This window comes from Citrobacter sp. 172116965 (assembly GCF_013458095.1).
In the GTDB taxonomy this organism is placed as follows: domain Bacteria; phylum Pseudomonadota; class Gammaproteobacteria; order Enterobacterales; family Enterobacteriaceae; genus Citrobacter; species Citrobacter braakii.
Map to the genome: position 1 here is coordinate 3,144,019 of NZ_CP046673.1, position 19,242 is coordinate 3,163,260.

The following is a 19,242-nucleotide window of genomic DNA, read 5'->3' on the forward strand; positions in this document are numbered from 1 at the left end:
CCTCTTAAAGCGTTGTTCTTATCCTGCACGAAGCAAGGTTTTCATTTTTTCACTGCGGCAGAGCTGGCGTTTTATTTCCACCACTAACGGATGGCGCGACACCACAATCATCGCCGCAAACGCCAGCGCTCCTGCCGCTACCTGGATCCCCAGCAACGCACCTGGCGACAGTTGGCTGCGCAGCATTACGTCCAGCGCATAGCTCACCACAAGGGTCGGTAAAGAGAGATACAATGGCAGCCACAGACTGAGCATGTACTGGCGGTAGCTGGAGCCAAGAACAGGTTTGATCATCACGAAGTAACTGAGGATCGTGTTAATCACCTGGACCAGCAAAAAGCCCAGCGTCACGCCAATCGCCCCGGCCTGATGACCACCGATGAAAATGGCGGGAATAAACAGAAAGGTTTTGAACACATTGAATTTGAAGCTGATGTCGACCCGTGCTTTCGCCATCAGCAGTGAACCGATCGGATTCCCCACAGAGCGCAGCAGTCCAACAATGCACAGCAGTTGCAAGACGGGAATAATACCGTTCCACTTCTCGCCAAATACCAGCGGCACCACATTGTTCGACACCACCATCAATCCCAGGAGTACCGGGAAGTTGATGATCCCAACCACCGACAGCAGCTTGTAAAAATTCACCCGTAGCTTTTCACTGTCGTCCTGAATTTTGGCAAACGCCGGAAACAGGACACGGGTAATAATCGGGTTCAGTTTGATCGGGGGAACAACCGCCACGTTCCAGGCGAGATTGAATCCGCCCGCCACACCTGCGCCCAACGTTCTGGCTAAAACCAACGTGGAAAGGTTGGTATTGAGGTAATTGATAATGCTGTCTGCCGTCAGCCACGCACCAAAACGCAGGTTCGACGAAACGGATGCCAGCGAAAAATGCAGCCCCGGACGGTAAATCCGGCGACCAAAATAGCCGAACAGCAGCGTTCGTAGCGTACTGTTCACCAGATACCCGAGAATGGCCGTCAGCGCGAGCGGCCAGAAATGGGCGCTGACCACGGTAAAGGTAAAACCGGCCAACACCGAACTGGTTTCAATCATGCCAATTTTGTTGAAGGCCAGCTCTTTTTGCATCAGCGCGCGAAACTGCTGCCCGTGCGGTATCACCACAAACGCCAGCGATAAGGTTTTGATGAGTGGCGCCAGTTCGGGATTATTGAGCACGCTGGCAATCGTCCCGCTAAGCAGAAACATCACCACACATACCACCATACCCAGCCCAACGTTGAGCCAGTACAGCGTCGTCAGCTCAAGATAACCGATGTCTTTGCGCTGAATAATTGAATTGGCGATACCGAAATCCGACAGCGTATCGGCCAGCGCAATGATCACCAGCGACACGGTTAGCAACCCAAACTGGTGGTTATCAATAATCCGCGCCAGGACGGTCATCTGGATAAGTCCCAGACCAATAATGATCACCGTGGCAATCGCCGACCACTTTGCGCCATTAAGCGTTTTTTCTCGTAAGCTCATGTTAATACGCCGCTTTGTTCACAAAGCCTTTGAATACCGTCAGAAAAACAATTTTGATATCGAACCACACGCTCCACTCGCGAATGTATTCGAGGTCAAACTCCACACGTTTTTCCATTTTTTCCAGCGTATCGGTTTCACCGCGCCAGCCGTTGATTTGCGCCCAGCCGGTAATGCCCGGTTTCACCTTATGGCGTAACATGTACCCCTCGATCAGTTGGCGGTACTGTTCGTTATGCGCCACCGCATGCGGACGTGGGCCGACGATAGACATCCCCCCGGTCAGGACGTTAATAAACTGCGGCAGTTCATCGAGCGACGTCCGGCGCAGGAAATTTCCCACAGGAGTAACGCGCGGATCGTTTTGGGTCGCCTGCGTCACCACCGCGTCGTTCTCCATCACTTTCATCGAGCGAAACTTCCAGACTTTGATCGGCTTCCCGTCCATGCCATAGCGGGTCTGGCGGAAAATCACCGGACCTTTGGAGGTCAGTTTTACCAGCAGCGCAATACCACACAGCACCGGGGAAATAAGCAGCAGGATCAGTGAAGCCAGCACGATATCTTCCGTGCGCTTTAACAGGCGATTAATCCCCGAAAGCGGCGTGTCATACAGCGGCACAACCGGAACGCCGTTCATCTCTTCAATCCGTGAATGCAGAATATTGAAGGTAAAGACATCAGGAATGAGGATCACCGAGCAGGTAGTGTCGGCCAACTCACGCACCAGTTTTTTTACGCTGGCGCCATCGCTCATCGACATGGCGATATAAACGTTATGAATGCGTGAAGCTTTGGCGTCGTCCACCAGTTGTTGCAGATTACCGGCCCAGTCGCGGGAGTTTTTTCCAGGGATTGGGTCGTGATAGACCCCCGCCACTTCAAATCCCAGCCACGGTTCATGGCGAAAACTGTCCAGCAGCATTTGTCCGGCGGGCAGGTCGCCAGCCACCGCCACCCGGCGGGTGTTGTAACCACGATTACGCAGCCACCCCGCACCGTAGCGAATAAACGAACGACTCAACACCAGGCCGACGCTTGATAGGAGATACCATGCCAGCCAGACGGCGAGACGGTTATCGAAATCGTTATTAAAGGCGATCAGACCTGCGCTAAAAATCAGGCTCAGCGTCCAGTTTTGTAGTAACAGCACCAGCTCAGTGGAAATTTTGACGCCGCGCCAGGAGCGATAAAAATCCGTTATGCCACCGAGCATCTGAAAAACGACCAGCGTGATCAGCGCCACCAGCAGGTGCATATACAGGAAAGGCAAACCGCTTAATTCGCAGATCACCCACAACCCGCCAAACATGATGGTGATATCTGAAAAGCGTTGCACCATCGAAATTAACGACGCATTGGTTTTGGCGCGTTCGCGCTTTTTTAGATGTGTCATCGTGGTTCCTGTTAGTCACCCTTTGCCCATAAGCGGGCAAAGGAAGCACCGGCATTACTGATTCAGTAACGCCAGAAGAGTGCGCGTTCGCGCTTCCATCAACGGAATATTTCCGCGCGATTCCACGTTAAGGCGCACCACCGGTTCGGTATTGGAAGAGCGTAAATTGAAGCGCCAGTCGACAAACGCCATGCTGATACCGTCCGTTCTGTCCACCGTCAGCGCCTCACGGGAAAAGTGCTGCTCCACACGCGCAATCGCTGCCGCCGGCTCTGCCAGCGTGCTGTTGATTTCCCCACTCGCCGGATAGGCCACCATCCGGTCACGGACCAGTTCACCCAGCGACTGTCCTTTCAGACTCAGCAGTTCCGCCACCAGCAGCCACGGGATCATTCCGCTGTCGCAGTAAGCAAAATCACGGAAATAGTGATGCGCGCTCATTTCACCACCATAAATGGCATCTTCATGGCGCATGCGCTCTTTGATAAACGCGTGCCCGGTTTTTGACATCACCGGTTTACCGCCTGCCGCCGTCACCACGTCCACAGTGTTCCAGGACAGGCGCGGGTCGTGGATAATTTTCGCCCCCGGATTCTTCTCCAGAAACGCTTCCGCCAGCAGGCCCACAATGTAATAGCCCTCAATGAACTGACCTTTTTCATCGAACAAGAAGCAGCGGTCAAAATCACCGTCGAAGGCAATCCCCATATCCGCACCGTGTTCAATCACCGCATTGCGCGTGTCGGCCCGGCATTCCGGCAGCAGAGGATTGGGGATACCGTTGGGGAAGTTGCCATCCGGCGTATTGTGAATTTTGATGAACTCGACCGGCACCCCCAGCGCCTTAAAACGGGCTTCAATGGCGTCAACCACCGGACCTGCCGCACCGTTGCCGGAGTTAAGCACCAGCTTCATCGGTTTCAGGCTGCCGGGATTGATGTAACCCAGCAGGTGGTCGATGTAGGCATCGCGGGTAGTAATACGCTGGTAGTGGCCACGTTTTGTCGCATCAACCGCCGAGAAGTCGTTGGCTTCCGCCAGGCGCTGCACGTCGCGCAGACCGGTATCACCGCTGATGGGCCGCGCCCCTTCCCGCACCAGCTTCATACCGTTGTAATCCATCGGATTATGGCTGGCGGTCACTTCAATACCGCCGTCAATGCCAAGGTGGAAGGTGGCGAAGTAAATCTCTTCGGTGCCCGACATGCCAATATCCAGCACATTCACCCCCGCATCCTGCAGCCCTTTCGCCAGCGCCAGCTTTAGCGTCTCGCTGGTCAGACGCACATCGCCGCCCAGAACAATAGATTTTGGCTTCAGGAACTCGCCGTAAGCGCGGCCAATTCGCCACGCGATCTCTTCATTCAGCTCTTCGCCCAGCCTGCCGCGAATATCGTAGGCTTTGAAACAGGTTAATTTCGTCATGATTTACCCTTCTTCAGGCAACAGTTAGCCCTCTCCTGACTGGAGATATTTTTCACAAAATGACTAGCCGTTAGTTTTTAGGCCGGATAAGGTGTTCACGCCGCCATCCGGCAACGATGATGTTGTGTTACGCGCGCCCGTAGCGATCCGCAAACCGCACCACATCATCCTCATCGAGGTAAGATCCGGAGCGCACTTCAATCAGATCGAGCGGGATTTTCCCGGGGTTCTCCAGACAATGGGTCGCCCCCAGCGGAATATAGACAGACTCGTTTTCAGCAAGCAGTTTGATATCATCATTGATTGTCACCTTCGCGGTACCGGCAACCACAACCCAGTGTTCAGCCCGGTGATGATGCATCTGCACAGACAATCCCTCACCAGGCTTGACGGTAATTCGCTTCACCTGGTAACGCTCTCCGGCATCAATTGAGTCGTACTTGCCCCACGGACGATAAACTTCGCGGTGAATATGATGCTCATGACGCCCGTCAGCCTTAATTTGCTCTACCACTTTTTTGACGTCCTGCACCGCGTTGCGATCGGCTATCAGCACCGCGTCTTTGGTCTGCACCACCACCAGATCTTTCACCCCGACGGTCGTCACCAGGCCTGATTCGGCATACACGTAACTGTTTTCCGTTTTGTGGCTTATGACATCGCCGTGATGCACATTGCCTTCAGCGGTATGGGCACTAATTTCCCACAGCGATGACCAGGAGCCAACATCGCTCCAGCCTGCGTTCATTGGCATCACCACCGCATCGGCGGTACGTTCCATTACCGCATAGTCCACAGACTCTTCCGGGCAGGCGAGAAACGCCTGTTCATCAACGCGGATAAAATCGAGATCGGGGTCGACCGTACTCATAGCGTTCTCACAGGCTTCAAGAATGTCGGGACGATACTTTTTCAGTTCTTCCAGGTAACGTCCGGCCCGGAACAAGAACATGCCGCTGTTCCAGTAGTAGTCGCCGCTCGTCACGTAAGCCTGCGCGGTTTCCAGATTAGGCTTTTCAACAAACTGTGCCACTTCAAAAGCCACGGCGTCGGTATTCGTCGGCGAGACCTCCCCCCGGCGGATATAGCCATAGCCGGTTTCCGGCTGGTCCGGCACGATACCGAACGTCACCAGCTTACCCGCTCCGGCATAGGGCATCGCATTGCGAACCGCCTCGCGGAATGCCTCTTCGTCGGCAATCATGTGATCGGCCGCCAAGACCAGCAGCAGCGGATCCTCACCCGGACTTTGACGTTTTGCCGCCAGCGCGGCCAGCGCTATCGCCGGTGCCGTATTACGCCCGGCAGGTTCGAGAATGATGTTCTCAGTCAGCTTGTGCAGCTGTCGTAACTGTTCCGCTACGATAAAACGGTGTTGTTCATTACAGATAACCACCGGGCTTTCGCACTCCACGCCGTTCAGACGGCAAATCGTCGTCTGCAGCATGGTGAGATCGCCTTTCAGGCACAGGAACTGCTTTGGGTACAGCACGCGGGACAGTGGCCATAAACGGCTCCCCGAGCCACCGGCCATCACCACCGGAAAGAGTTTGCTTTGACTCATCATGTACCCCGTATATCTGCAAGAAATTGACTCAGCACGTTTTCTTTATCCAGCGTGCGTTCGGCATAATCACGTGCCACCGTGTTTACTTTTGGCATCATCAATGCCCGTTTAATACCGCAAACCAGCGCGTTTACCGACTCCGGCTCCACGCACACCGCAATGCCAGGGTGAGCGTCACAAAGCTGACCCAGCTCGGTTTCAGGTTCGGCAGTAATAACTGCGTTACCACCAACAGCGAGGATATTGGTCAATTTGGAGGGCAGTACGGCATCAGCCGCACCACGCTTTTGCACGACCAGATGACAATCCGCAATCTTGAGCAACGCTGGCAGCGCGTCATATGATTGCAGCGGAAAGAACATCACGTTATTCAGGCCGCGTTCGCAGGCCATGCTCTCCAGCCGCGCTTTACCACCGCCCTGCCCGACAATCACAAACAGCCAGGGGTGTTCGCTCAACTCGACCGCTGCGTCTATCACGCTCTCCAGCCCCTGCTTTTCACCGATATTGCCTGAGTAAAGAACGATCTTTTGATCGGCAGGCAATCCCAGTTGCCTAGACAACGCCAGGGCATCGGCGTCGCTCACATCACGAAAGCGCGTCACTTCTGACCAGTTCGGAAAGAAAATAACCTTGTGCGGCGCAACGCCTTTTTCCATGGCTTTGTGCATCATGGAACGGGAAATCGTCGAAATATGGTCCATATTCAACAGCCCACTGCGCTCAAAGGCGCTGGCCAGTTTTGCCACCATACCGCACGTGCCTTTGCCCGCCATTCCTAGCCCCAACATGGCATCGACTTCGTAATCCTGAACGTGCAATAGCGTACGTGCGCCACAAAGCTTTGCCAGCAGGCGCATGCCCGGCGTGCAAAACAGCGTCGGCACCACGCCGATAATGCGATCCGGCTTCCAGCGACGTTGCGCCAGTAGCGGGAGAAAACTGCTCAGGGCGAAACTGCCCAAATGCAGCAGGCGCTTGAGCGTTGAGGGTTGCTCAGGCACATACAGCGGACAACGCCAGACGAGGGCGTCGCCCTCTTCGCGACGGTAGCGCCAGGATGAATAACTGCCGTTTACCTTCCACTGGGGATAATAAGGCGGCGCGGTGATCACCCGAACGTCATGCCCCTGCTGCGCCATCCACTCCACCATTTCACCGGTGTATTTGCCGATACCGGTCAACTCCGGCGAATAGTTGATGCCATACACGAGGATCTTCATAGCCCGGGTACTCCGGCCTGACTTGTTTTACAGAAGTAAGCCCGACTGTTGTCGTGCACGTGGTCACTGGCCAGAATCTGTGTAGACGCCATCCATCGGTACGCATCATGTTGGACATTGGGCAGTAGCAAGTCGTTTTCCGACACCCGCAGACGAAATCCCAGCACGATGTAATGCGTTGAGAAATCATCCCCAGAAAAGTTGTCGTCATAGAAGTGCTGCCAGACACCGTAAAACTCCGCAGCGGACAGCGGTAAACGTAACCCCAGCTCCGTTTCGGTAAGCCGCTCAAAGGCCACGTGCAGCGGTTCATCTTTTTGCACCCGACCGCCGGGCACAAACCAGTAACCCTGCGCCGGACGATTGAGACGCTTACCGAGCAGAAATTCACCGTGGGTGTTTTCCACGATCAAATCGATGGAAATCAGCGGAGTTGAACGTACTACGGTGGCAAAATCCTCATGACGTAAAAACATGCTTACCCCCGGTAGCGCTGCTGGTTTTCAAGGAACCACTGCCAGGTACTGGCAAGCCCCGCTTCCAGTGATATCTCGTGATACCAGCCCAACTGATGCAGACGCGTAACATCGAGCAATTTGCGCGGCGTTCCATCCGGTTTGCTGGCGTCGAACACCACGCGCCCCTTGTAACCCACGACCTGCGCGATAGTTTGCGCCAGTTCGCGGATAGTGCAGTCCACGCCGGTCCCCACATTGATATGCGACAGCATCGGCTGGGTATATTCCTGCAAGACTTCCTGAGCCAGCTCCATCACGTGGATACTGGCCGCTGCCATATCGTCAACATGCAGAAATTCACGCATTGGCGTCCCGCTTCCCCACACCACCACATCCGGCGTATTGTGCTCGCGAGCGTCATGAAAGCGGCGCAGCAGCGCCGGGATCACATGCGAATTACTCGGGTGGAAGTTGTCATGCGGCCCATACAGATTGGTCGGCATCACCGAGCGATAATCGCGGCCATACTGGCGGTTATACGATTCGCACAGCTTGATCCCGGCAATTTTGGCAATCGCATACGGCTCATTGGTCGGTTCCAGCTGCCCCTGCAACAGCTCGCTTTCGGCTATTGGCTGGGTGGCTTGTTTTGGATAAATACAGGATGATCCGAGGAACAGCAGTTTATTCACGTTATGCAAATGCGCAGCATGAATAATGTTGCTCTCAATCATCATGTTTTCATAAATAAAATCAGCAGGATAAGTATTATTCGCTATGATCCCGCCGACTTTAGCCGCCGCCAGATAAACCTGGTCAATACGTTCAGTGGCAAAGAACGCCTGCACCGCACTTGCGTCCAGCAGGTTAAGTTGGTCGCGGGTACGCAGCACCAGCTCGACATTATCTCGCTGCGACAATTGTCTGACGATGGCGGACCCCACCATCCCGCGATGGCCCGCCACAAAAATACGTTGTGTCTTCATCCTCAGTACTCCAGCGCGATGGCGACCTCGTAACCGTGCGACTTCAGCAGGGAATGCTTCTTCGCTGCTTCAAGATCGTTGGCAACCATTTCCGAGATCATCTGGCGCAACGTGATTTCCGGCTTCCAGCCCAGTTTTTCATGTGCTTTGGCCGGATCGCCCAGCAGCGTTTCCACCTCTGCCGGACGGAAATAGCGCGGATCGACGGCAATCATGACATCCCCAGGCTTCACACCCGGCGCGTCGTGTCCGGTTACGGAAACCACGATGCCTTTCTCATTCACGCCCTCGCCTTCAAAGCGCAATTTAATCCCCAACTGAGCGGCGGCCATTTCCACAAACTGGCGCACGGAATACTGCACGCCGGTGGCAATCACGAAATCTTCCGGCTTGTCCTGCTGCAGCATCATCCACTGCATCCTGACGTAATCTTTGGCATGCCCCCAGTCACGCAGCGAATCCATATTGCCCAGGTACAGGCAAGACTCCAGCCCCTGCGCGATGTTGGCGATCGCACGCGTAATTTTGCGCGTGACAAAGGTTTCGCCGCGGCGCGGAGATTCGTGGTTAAACAGAATGCCGTTACAGGCATACATACCGTAAGATTCGCGGTAGTTGACGGTTATCCAGTAGGCGTACAGCTTGGCAACGGCATACGGCGAGCGCGGGTAGAACGGCGTGCTCTCTTTCTGCGGAATTTCCTGTACCAGGCCGTACAGTTCAGAGGTGGAGGCCTGATAAAAACGGGTCTTCTTTTCCAGCCCGAGGAAGCGGATAGCTTCCAGCAAACGCAAGGTGCCGATTGCATCGACATCCGCGGTGTATTCCGGTGAATCAAACGACACTGCGACATGACTCATGGCGCCGAGGTTATAGACCTCATCCGGTTGCACTTCCTGTAAAATACGGGTCAGGTTGGAGGAGTCCGTCAAATCGCCATAGTGCAGATGGAATTTGGGATTGCCCGAATGCGGATCCTGATAGATGTGGTCCACTCGTTCGGTGTTGAATGATGAAGCGCGGCGCTTAATACCGTGTACTTCATACCCTTTTTCCAGCAGGAACTCTGCCAGGTAAGAACCATCCTGCCCGGTTACGCCAGTGATGAGAGCGACTTTTGACATGTTATTACCTCTTAAATGATCCCCTCAGGGAGTAACTTTCTCGACGCGTTCGCGTGTGACTATTGCGGGATTTCCCCGACAAACGACATTGGCTGGCAGCGATTTAAATACACTGCTGCGTGCTCCGACGACGGTGCCATCGCCAATCGTCACGCCAGGCGCGACAAAGACATCTGTCGCCAGCCAGCATTTATCACCAACTACAATTGGTGTGGCGTTAATATCAAAATGTTGACTGGCATAATCATGACTCCCGGTGCATAAATAACTTTTTTGCGAAATAACCGCGTGCGCACCAATCGTAATATCACCCAGCGTATATAAAACCGCGTCATCACCCACCCAGGAATAATCTCCCAGGGTTAATTTCCACGGATAAGTAATTTTTACTGAAGGTCGAATAACTACGTTTTTTCCTATTTTTGCGCCAAACATTCGCAATAAAAACGCACGCCAGCGATACATTACCTGTGGGGACCAGCGAAATAATGTGGCTTGCACTGCCCACCATAATTGCACTTTAATGGCACCGCCGCCGCGAAAACCTCCCGGCACGTTGAAGCCGCTTAAATCCTGCATAATGTACCCTTACGCTTTTCCATATAAGGTTTTTGTTTTACCGGTTGTGCGCAGACGTAAATATTCTGACAACCCGGTCCAAAAACCTGGCATGTGTAATATCTGGCGCTGTACCTTTTTTGCATCCCGGCACAATTCCAGATTATTCGTCGTTGACACCCCACCCATGGAAAACTCTGACACCAGCCCGCTCAGCTTTTTAAACGCGTAACCTGACTTGTATAATTTGGCTGCCAGCGCGTAATCAGACGATATCTTATATTGCAAATCATAGCGCCAGACATTCAGTCCAGAGAGAGGAAAGAAGATTGCCTGATGGCTGGCGGGAAGGCTGTGATAAATATACCAACCCGGCTTGGCCCGCCGCTTAATTTTGTTACCATTACCGAAATCCAGCAACGCATCGCCAATGACCATCGCTTTATCGCTCTGCGTTTTTAGCTGGCGGATAAAATGAGCCGCATCTGCATGCAGAATATCCCCGGAGTTGAGGAACAGCGCAAACCGCCCGCGCGCCATAGCGATACCTTTGTTCATTGCATCATAGATGCCCTTATCCGGCTCGCTGACAAACCGTAACCGGTGCTCTCCACTGAGTCCTTCAAGAAAGGCCGAGGTACCGTCAGAGGAGCCGCCATCAACAACAATCCACTCAAAACTGATATCACCCGCCTGCGCCAGATGAGCTAACGACGCGTGAGTTTTGACGATCCCTTCCAGATTACGAAAGGCGACGGTAATAATACTGAGCAGCATGCGTTCTACCTCGCTATATTCAGCGCCTTGCGCAAAATAAACGGACATACAATTAAAAATGCGTATTCCGGACTAAATACTGAACCTGTAAAAAACAGCGACAGCGGCGTAAAAAGATAAAGCTGCACCCGATAATTCTGATTATCACCAAACGCATTGATCATCATCTTCATGACTTTCCCCATGTACCACAGGGCTAATATCACCGCGAACCATGAAAAATAAATAATCAGCAGATACAAGCCATTGTCTATCGTTTTACCAACATCTGCACCGTTAAAAATTCCGAATGACGCAACATATTCATAAAGTGAGCCGAATCTCACTACCCCATCAACGTTAACTAACGAATAACCGACCATTACTAATGGTCCCACGATACGATAATACGATGATGAGCCTTCAGTTCCTAAATCTCCAAGCCGTGTCGCGATGTACGGAAACGCAAATATCACACCAACGACAAACACGCTTAATGAGATTATCGCCAGCGGCAACTTCTTTTTTATCGCATCTTTATTCAGATACTGGAACGCCCACTCCAGGAGGTAAAACAAAATAAATGTCATTACCCCTGAAAACGATCCTGATAATATTATCCCTGCCAGAATCATAGCATCGGACTTAGGCGTTTTGATACCAAACTGTTTGATACTGAGCCAAATTGAGATTAACGCCAGAGCGAAGAATGCCGGTTCGAAATAGAGTGCAGTGGTGCGCTTCCCGCCAAACTTAATAAAGTTCAGAACATAGCTATTACTGTAAATAAGATATTTCGAAATAACTTCCATTAAACTGCTGCCGCCACTAAGAATTATCTGCGCCATTTCCACCGCAGCTAACCCCACCACCAGGCCCACAACCAGCCAGAAAAAACGCAAGATCTTAATGTAGTTATGCGGCGAAATGGTTTTGAAGCGAATACTCCACACCATACCGATAATCACCACGGTATAGACAAACAGCATTGCGGACGTCACGTACTTGCTGGCATCCAGTGATTGTCCGAACAGATAGTTAAACGCCGTCAGTCCGCCCCCCACGCCCAGCGCAATCATTAATTTTTTAATATTGATGCGCTCGACAAACAGCAACAGCAGAACGGGCAAAAACGTGACGATAGTTATCGGGAAGCTCTCGCCAAGCTGGGCGAGTTTGACGTTAACCAGCAGATAAAGCAGCGGTAGCACCAGATAGCTACAGATTCTGATAGAACGAGACATACTCCTCCAGCATCTGTTGTCCACTGTATGCCACCCGGCTGCGCTGGCTGAACGCGGCAAGCGACGTGTCAAATACCGCCTGCGCAATGTCTGATCTTTTCAGTTGCACCAGGTGCAAAACGTCCGCTTCGCTGAACGTTTTGCCGCCCGATTTCGCCAGCACTTCCTGCGCGGCATCGCTATGCGTAGCAATAACCGGTACGCCGATGGAAAGCGCTTCACACAGAATCAGCGGGTAGTTATCAACGCGCGAGCTGAACACCAGCCCATCCATCTCGTTAAGCGCGCTCATCAACGTGCGCTTATCGCTCTCAAACCCGTGATTGATGACGTTATCCCCGACAAACGGAGAAAATTTGCCGAAGGTATGCAGCTCAATTTTGTCTCCGAGCGCAATCATCGCTCGCACCAGTTGCTGACTGGTTTTTCCGTCATAGCGCAGGTCATGGGCCACCACGGCGATTTTCGGTCTGCCGCTTTCCTCATGCTTAGCGGGAAGTTCGGCAAGAATGGCTTCCGTTACCACATCGATGCCGTTGTTAATAATGCGGCAACGACCGGCGCCATACAGACTGTTGAATGCATCGGCCACATGCTGACTGGGCGAGATGAACTGGCAGCCCAGCGCCAGCATGGCGCGAAACATCTGCCGTTTACCAGGCAACTGTTGATGGGCTTTATCGATTTTTACCGGCGGATAGTTACTGAGCGTTGGACATTTCTGACAGCCCGTTTTCCAGCTTTCGCAGCCATCGGTAAAGGCACAGCGCCCGGTCACGCTCCAGTGATCGTGCAGCGTCCAGACGAAGGTGATATCCGGTTTATGCGCCTTCACTTTTTGGCAAAAGGCAACCACCTCTTCCAGATTCAACCAGTAGCTGTGCAACACATGAAAATGCAGTACCAGCGGGCCGGAAGTGCGGGTAACCGGACGGTACAACTTGTCGAGATTGCCAAACATGTCGCGGTTCGCGAAACGAAACAGCGCAATGTTCGCCGCCGACGTCAGACGCGGCGTATGTTTGATAACCTGCGGGTAATTCGCATGGCTGACGCTTTTCTTACCGCCTTTGCCATAGCCGTAGACAAAACGCGATGACAGCCCTTTTTCCAACGCCCTCAGATGCAAATCTAACGCCACGCCTGCCGCCCCGCCTTCTGCGAGCCGCACATTAAACTGTAATATCTTCATTTTATTACCTTCACCCGTGCCTTCTCGCCCACGACCAACGTATTGTCCGGGATGCTATCCACGACGACGCTCCCGGCGCCAATCGTCACGTTATCGCCAATGGCAACGCCGCCAAGCAGAGTGACATTGGCCCCCAGCTCAACGCCGTTACCGATGACCGGACAGGACAGATCGTTGCCGCCAAGATTGCCGATGGTGACGCCATGGCGCAGGGTGAAATCATCCCCCGCCACCACGTGTTTATTGATCACCACCCCATAGCCATGATGGATGGTGAAACGACGACCAATAGATGCAGCGGCCTGGATTTCATAGCCAAACACGCATTCAGTGATAAGGCGATACATCACCAGCACCGGCGCCGCCCACAGGTTGTTCAAGACATTTTTTTTACGCCAGACGGAGCAAAAATGGGCAATCCGATAGGCCACCACCATGCAGCAGGGTCGCAGACTCCAGCCGTTCGCGCGTAAATCTTCCAGCATACTTAGCGTCCTCGCAGTCCGTCGGCCAGGCGCTTACTATTGCGAACAGAAAGCAGCGTCAGCAACGTGCGCCAGTTCATCCGTTTATTGCGGATCTGGTAGAGGGTAAACAGCTGATATTTCTTGCTGGCCCGGTCAAATTTGCCTTTGTGCTTACGGTAGAACTGAAAGTAGCCGGAGAATTTATGCGGGGATGAGGTAATACGCATTTCACCGTGATTCACATGCAGGATCTGCGTTGCCTCTTTTACCTTCCACGGTTTGCCATACGCCACCACCATGCGCAGGAAAATGTCATAATCCTGCGCCGCTTTCAGCGTGGTATCGAACAGGCATGCTTTGAACCGCCAGGCCCAGGTAAACACCTGATTACCAATAATATTGCGCTTGTAAAATTTACGGCGTGAATAAACGGCCTTCGGATAGAGCGGCAAACTGGTCGGCTGCGAATATACTTCGCCTTCACAGACATAGTCATTGGCATACAGAAACGCCCGCGTCACCAGATGATGGCGATAATTGAGAAATACGCTCAGGCGGTTCGGCGTCCATTCATCATCATCATCAATACCCGTAATATATTGCCCACTGGCCTGCATGATGGCCTGATTACGCACCGCACAGGCTCCGGAGTTAGTGGGATTACGCGTATACGACACACGCGGATCGTTGAGTTCTTCAACAAATTGCTGCAGTTGCTCATACGAGGAAGAGCAATCATCCACAATGATCATCTCCCAGTGAGGATAGTCCTGGCGCAGTACCGATTTAATCGCCCGGATGGCCAGTTGCTGACGGTTCCAGGTGGGCATATAAATTGAAATTAGCGGGTTGTCTGTCGTCATTTTCGTTTCCCAGATATCCCCGTCATACTTCAAGTTGCATCTGCGTTGGCTTTCCTGCAACTCGAGTTATTTAGGGTATAAATATGTTTTTGTGGGCCGCTATCCGGCAATGTTCGTTACCTATTTCGAATCCGAGGTGTACTCGTATTCGTAGTACCCGTAATCCTGATACCCGCTGGCGCGGCGGAAGATCGAGTTCAGGATCACCCCTTTCACCTGAATGCCGTTTTGCTCAAAGCGACTCAGGCTGGTTTCCACCTCTTTCAGCGTGTTGACCGCGTAACGCGCCACCATCAGCGTGGTTCCAGCGTGACGCCCCACGATAGCCGCATCGGTCACCGCCAGTATTGGCGGGGTATCGATCAGCACCAGGTCATAGTGCGAGCTGGCCCATGCAATCAGTTCGCCAAAGCGTTCACTCATCAGCAGCTCGGAGGGGTTGGGGGGAATTTGTCCGCGAGGGATCAGATCGAAATGTGGAATCGATGTCGGTTTCGCGCTGGATGAGATATCCCCCTTGCCGATGAGGATCTCAGACAGACCGTTAACGTTATTGGTCCCCAGCAGCTCGTGGGTATAGCCTTTGCGCATGTCGCAGTCGATCAACAGCACGCGTTTGTTGGTCTGACTAACGACCGCCGCCAGGTTGGCGCAGACAAACGTTTTACCAATTGACGGGCTGACGCCGGTCAGCATCAAGACGTTGTTGCGCGCCTGCATCATGGCAAAGTGCAGGCTGGTACGCAGGCTGCGGACCGCTTCTATCGCAAGATCCGTCGGATTCCCCACTGCCAGCAACTGGCTTTGCTTGTAGCGTTTCACGCCTTTAATGGTTTGCACGTTATCGCGAGCTTTTTGCCATTCTGATAGTGGAATGCTGGCATACACGCTGATGCCATGCTCTTCCAGCGCCTGTGGGCTTTCAATGCCGCGATTAAACAGGGAACGCAGCAGTACGCCCACCACTGAAAGCATCAAACCAAGAATGATGCTGCCGAGAATAATCAGCGTCGTTTTCGGCTTCAGCACGCCAGGCTGGGCAATCGCGGGATCGACGATGCGCACATCTCCGACCGTACTGGCCTCGGTAATCTTCAGCTCCTGCTGCTTGTTCAGCAACTGCATATAGACCTGCTGGCCGGACTCCACGTCACGCGTCAGGCGGACAATTTCCTGCTGCGTTTTCGGCATCGCCGTTACGCGCCCGTTCAGCTTGCTTTTCTCATCTTCCAGCGCCTGGCGTTTTTCCAGCAAGGTGCGGTACGCAGGGTGCGCTTTGGTGAACAGCTTGGAAATCTCCGCTTCTTTGAAGGTCAGCTCATTAAGTTGCGCATCAATATTCACCATGGAATCCAGCACCGCTTTGGCTTCCAGCGGCAAATCCACGGAGTCTTTGTCCTGACGAAAGGCATTCAGCTTGTTTTCGGCAACGTCCAGCCGGTTACGCACCTCGGGCAACTGCTTTGCCAGAAACGCCAGACTTTTGGCGGCCTCTTCAGATTTACGCTCCACGTTTTGTTGCAGGTAGTTGCGGGTAATACTGTCAAGGATCTGGCGGATTTGCTCGCGGTCTTCACCGGTAAAGGTCAGGCTCAGTACGCCAGTGTCTTTGCCGGTTTCCGTCACCATCAGATTATTTTGCAAGGTGTTGATCATGCCCAGCGTGGAGAATTTGCTGACGGTAAATTGGCTCTCAGGGCTGGCATGGATCGCCTCGACCAGCATCGTCACGCCGTCATGTTTCAGCACCTGCCCAACCTGCCCCTGGGCGCTAAAACCTCCGTCACTCACCAGCTGATAACTTTTGTCATTCAGCACGCTTAGCGTGAAGGTCTGTTCATTCATTGCCTTTGGCAGCGTGAAAGTCGTCACGTTAACCGTTTCGTTCTGGCGACCCATCAACCGATCCCAACCCGCGCCAAAAATGGGGAACGTATCTTTGGTAACCGCGATATCCAGGTTGAGATCGTCTACCGTTTTCCCCAATACCAGCCGTGACTGGATGAGCTGAATTTCCGCTTCAGAGGCCGGAGGTTTGTTCGACAACGCCGAGCCAATATCCTGCACCAGTGAATTTCCGGTATTTTGCTCAATTTGCACCAGCGCGTCCGCACTGTAGATCGGAGTGGCAAATAGCGTGTAGACCGCTGCGCATAATGCAAATGCCGCAGTAATACCAAGCACCCACCAGCGGGCTTCCACCACCGTTGCCACCAGACGACCAATATCGATTTCATCATTGCCCGTTACCGGCGCAGCAGACTGTTTTACTTTTTCTGTCATTGTTTTCCCTGCTCTGCGTTCAATGCCTGAGCCCATTGGCGGGCAGACCGTTCAAGTAATGCGTACACCGCGTCAAACGCATCACGGCTTTTACGATACGGATCGGGAATTTCGCGCTCGCTGTCCCAGTGACCAAACAGCATCACTTTGCCGCGCATCTCCGGCACCATTTCACACAGGGCAGAGATATGGCGTTTTTCCATGGTCAGGATCAGGTCATACTCCCGGCACATTCGTCCCGAGATCTGCCGGGCACAATGATTCTCCAGTGACAGGTTGTGCGCCTGCGCCACGCTGATGGCGCACGGGTCCGCGCCTTTGCCTACCAACGCCCCGAGACCGGCAGAAGAGACCGTCAGCGCCGGGTGAAATTGCCTTAACAAGCGCTCTGCCGTCGGAGAGCGGCAAATGTTCCCCACACAGACAACTAAGATTTTGTTAAACATGACGATTACCAGTTGTGAAGGTCGCTGGCCGTGTCCGTCATATAGCGAACACCGCTAATAGTCGGCAGCAACTGATTGATCAAACGGTTCCAGCGAGCAACCGGCGCGGTAGTGACGTACACCACATCGTATGGCTGGAGTCGGAATGACGTCGCCATCACCAGCGATGTCGCATCGGACATATCAAGCTGATAGATATTGGCAATCTTGCCGTTGTTCCCGCCCTCGCCTTTCAATGGACGAATAACGAAAATGCCGCTGGCGTTGGAGGTGGTCAGGTCAATACCTTCCGCGTTGCCGAGTGCTTCGGTGAGCGTCATGCCGCTGAAGTCCATTTTGAGGGTGCTCTGTTTTTTCACTTCCCCCATTACGAAGACTTTCAAATCGTCATTACGCGGAACAAACAGGATGTCGCCAGGATAGAGCAGACGGTTCTGGCTCAGGTCGCCATTTTGCATTAGCGCTTGCAGTGAAATACGTTGCTCCTGCCCTTTATGAGTCAGTACAACGTTGCGCCAGTCTGCCGCCTCGGTGAGACCGCCTGCGGCGTTAATGGCATCGAGAATGGTAAGCGGCACGTTGGTGATAGCCTGCTGGCCGGATTTATTCACCTGCCCGGAGACATAGGCCTTCTGCGAACGGAAAGCGGCGATATTAACGTCCACCTGCGGGTCAGCAATGTACTTCGCTAAGCGCCCGGTAATATCACTACGAATTTCGGCCAACGTTTTCCCTGACACGCTAACTTTGCCGATGTAGGGGTAAAACATGGTGCCATCAGGCTGCACCCAGTTGCCGGCATCACTTGAGCTACGATACTGTCCGGCCGGCGTGGTGAGTTCAGGATGATCCCAGACGGTGACATTCAGGACATCGCCCGGGCCGACCCGGTACTGATACCCGGAAATCTCCTGGTCGAGAGACATATTAGGCTGCGCAACATTTGGTCGGGGACGTAATTGTTCGACCAGTCGAGGGGTGAGTGGATAAACATTCACCATGCGATCGATATCAAAATCAGCGTCCTGCTGTTTAATCACATCTTTGCCCATCGTAGACATATTGCTGCCCGGAAGCACGGTACAACCGTTTATCAAGATTACCGATACCAATACAGGCATCAATTTAAGTTTGGATTTCATCATTGATTATTTATCACTTTGGCAGAGTAATTATCATGTGCGATCTAAATAGCGACTTCGCCTGTACGCATTTACCTTGCCGTTAATTGAAAAGGAATTTAACTGGCATCTATCCTAAAAAAAATGAATTCATCTGCGGTCTCTTGACAGAATAATTTAGGCTCGTCTCAGGCGACCAGACACGCTACCGCCCCTGGCTTCATTAGCTACCAATGCACTGATTAATATAAATTTTTATCTTCCCCTTTATTTTCATCACATTCACAACGGGAACGCATCAGGAATAGCGCCGCTGGTTGATAAGGAAATATTTATCTTTTGATTATTACCGGAGGAATTGTTGCAGCTAAGCGAATATCAGGCAAGGTAACAAGTTACCGACAACTTGCTTTTAAGATTAATATTAAGCGTTGAATTTCTATATTTTTAGGATTTTATTGATATTGACAACATTAATATATAAATATCCCACCTGCGATATTTCTTAAAGAGCTTTGGATTAATAATATTATTTCCTGTAGTTACATTAAGGCTAATATCCCGTACCTGGTTGTAATAGGCTACAGAGAAATCCCTCCTCGCCATTGCATTTTTCGCCAGTTTTACCCATGATCG

At 52.6% G+C, this 19,242-nt stretch carries 17 protein-coding genes; all 17 read right to left on the reverse strand.

Features of this window, described 5'->3' with window-relative positions; translation table 11 throughout:
- Positions 1–18: 18 nt before the first annotated feature.
- Positions 19–1,497 carry a colanic acid undecaprenyl disphosphate flippase WzxC gene (gene wzxC / locus GPJ68_RS15380; RefSeq protein ID WP_019077129.1) on the reverse strand — a complete coding sequence of 493 codons (1,479 nt, stop codon included), beginning with the start codon at positions 1,495–1,497 and terminating at the stop codon, positions 19–21.
- A gap of 1 nt (position 1,498) precedes the next feature.
- Positions 1,499–2,893, reverse strand: coding sequence for an undecaprenyl-phosphate glucose phosphotransferase (gene wcaJ, locus GPJ68_RS15385; RefSeq protein WP_047413985.1), 1,395 nt, complete (start codon positions 2,891–2,893; stop codon positions 1,499–1,501).
- 54 nt (positions 2,894–2,947) lie between these two features.
- Positions 2,948–4,318, reverse strand: a complete 1,371-nt coding sequence (gene cpsG / locus GPJ68_RS15390) for a colanic acid biosynthesis phosphomannomutase CpsG (protein ID WP_104651473.1) — start codon at positions 4,316–4,318, stop codon at positions 2,948–2,950.
- A 127-nt stretch (positions 4,319–4,445) separates the two neighbouring features.
- Positions 4,446–5,882: a mannose-1-phosphate guanyltransferase gene (cpsB, locus tag GPJ68_RS15395; protein WP_019077131.1), complete on the reverse strand. Its 1,437-nt coding sequence runs from the start codon at positions 5,880–5,882 to the stop codon at positions 4,446–4,448.
- A complete protein-coding gene (wcaI, locus tag GPJ68_RS15400; protein WP_104651472.1) occupies positions 5,882–7,108 on the reverse strand; it encodes a colanic acid biosynthesis fucosyltransferase WcaI in 1,227 nt (408 codons plus the stop codon). Before wcaI ends, cpsB begins: the two co-directional genes overlap by 1 nt.
- Positions 7,105–7,584 (reverse strand): GDP-mannose mannosyl hydrolase, encoded by a 480-nt coding sequence (locus GPJ68_RS15405; RefSeq protein WP_047359124.1) that lies wholly within the window; start codon positions 7,582–7,584, stop codon positions 7,105–7,107. The genes wcaI and GPJ68_RS15405 overlap by 4 nt, the downstream gene beginning before the upstream one ends.
- A gap of 2 nt (positions 7,585–7,586) precedes the next feature.
- Positions 7,587–8,552 (reverse strand): GDP-L-fucose synthase, encoded by a 966-nt coding sequence (locus GPJ68_RS15410; RefSeq protein ID WP_172860503.1) that lies wholly within the window; start codon positions 8,550–8,552, stop codon positions 7,587–7,589.
- Between the two features lie 2 nt (positions 8,553–8,554).
- Complete coding sequence (gmd, locus tag GPJ68_RS15415) at positions 8,555–9,676, reverse strand: GDP-mannose 4,6-dehydratase (protein ID WP_016156920.1); 1,122 nt, start codon at positions 9,674–9,676, stop codon at positions 8,555–8,557.
- 24 nt (positions 9,677–9,700) lie between these two features.
- Positions 9,701–10,255 (reverse strand): colanic acid biosynthesis acetyltransferase WcaF, encoded by a 555-nt coding sequence (wcaF, locus tag GPJ68_RS15420; RefSeq protein ID WP_016153587.1) that lies wholly within the window; start codon positions 10,253–10,255, stop codon positions 9,701–9,703.
- Positions 10,256–10,264: 9 nt separating this feature from the next.
- Positions 10,265–11,011 (reverse strand): colanic acid biosynthesis glycosyltransferase WcaE, encoded by a 747-nt coding sequence (gene wcaE / locus GPJ68_RS15425; RefSeq protein ID WP_019077134.1) that lies wholly within the window; start codon positions 11,009–11,011, stop codon positions 10,265–10,267.
- Between the two features lie 5 nt (positions 11,012–11,016).
- Entirely contained in the window at positions 11,017–12,234 is a 1,218-nt protein-coding gene (gene wcaD, locus GPJ68_RS15430; RefSeq protein ID WP_172860504.1) for a colanic acid polymerase WcaD, read from the reverse strand.
- Positions 12,209–13,426, reverse strand: coding sequence for a colanic acid biosynthesis glycosyltransferase WcaC (gene wcaC, locus GPJ68_RS15435; protein ID WP_049281949.1), 1,218 nt, complete (start codon positions 13,424–13,426; stop codon positions 12,209–12,211). Before wcaC ends, wcaD begins: the two co-directional genes overlap by 26 nt.
- Positions 13,423–13,911, reverse strand: coding sequence for a colanic acid biosynthesis acetyltransferase WcaB (gene wcaB, locus GPJ68_RS15440; protein ID WP_016156923.1), 489 nt, complete (start codon positions 13,909–13,911; stop codon positions 13,423–13,425). Before wcaB ends, wcaC begins: the two co-directional genes overlap by 4 nt.
- A 2-nt stretch (positions 13,912–13,913) precedes the next feature.
- Entirely contained in the window at positions 13,914–14,756 is an 843-nt protein-coding gene (wcaA, locus tag GPJ68_RS15445; RefSeq protein WP_016153592.1) for a colanic acid biosynthesis glycosyltransferase WcaA, read from the reverse strand.
- A gap of 120 nt (positions 14,757–14,876) precedes the next feature.
- Positions 14,877–17,039: a tyrosine-protein kinase Wzc gene (wzc, locus tag GPJ68_RS15450; protein WP_101700047.1), complete on the reverse strand. Its 2,163-nt coding sequence runs from the start codon at positions 17,037–17,039 to the stop codon at positions 14,877–14,879.
- Positions 17,036–17,485, reverse strand: a complete 450-nt coding sequence (gene wzb, locus GPJ68_RS15455; protein WP_016156925.1) for a low molecular weight protein-tyrosine-phosphatase Wzb — start codon at positions 17,483–17,485, stop codon at positions 17,036–17,038. Before wzb ends, wzc begins: the two co-directional genes overlap by 4 nt.
- Before the next feature lie 5 nt (positions 17,486–17,490).
- Positions 17,491–18,630: a polysaccharide export protein gene (locus GPJ68_RS15460; protein ID WP_047499630.1), complete on the reverse strand. Its 1,140-nt coding sequence runs from the start codon at positions 18,628–18,630 to the stop codon at positions 17,491–17,493.
- Positions 18,631–19,242 lie beyond the last annotated feature (612 nt).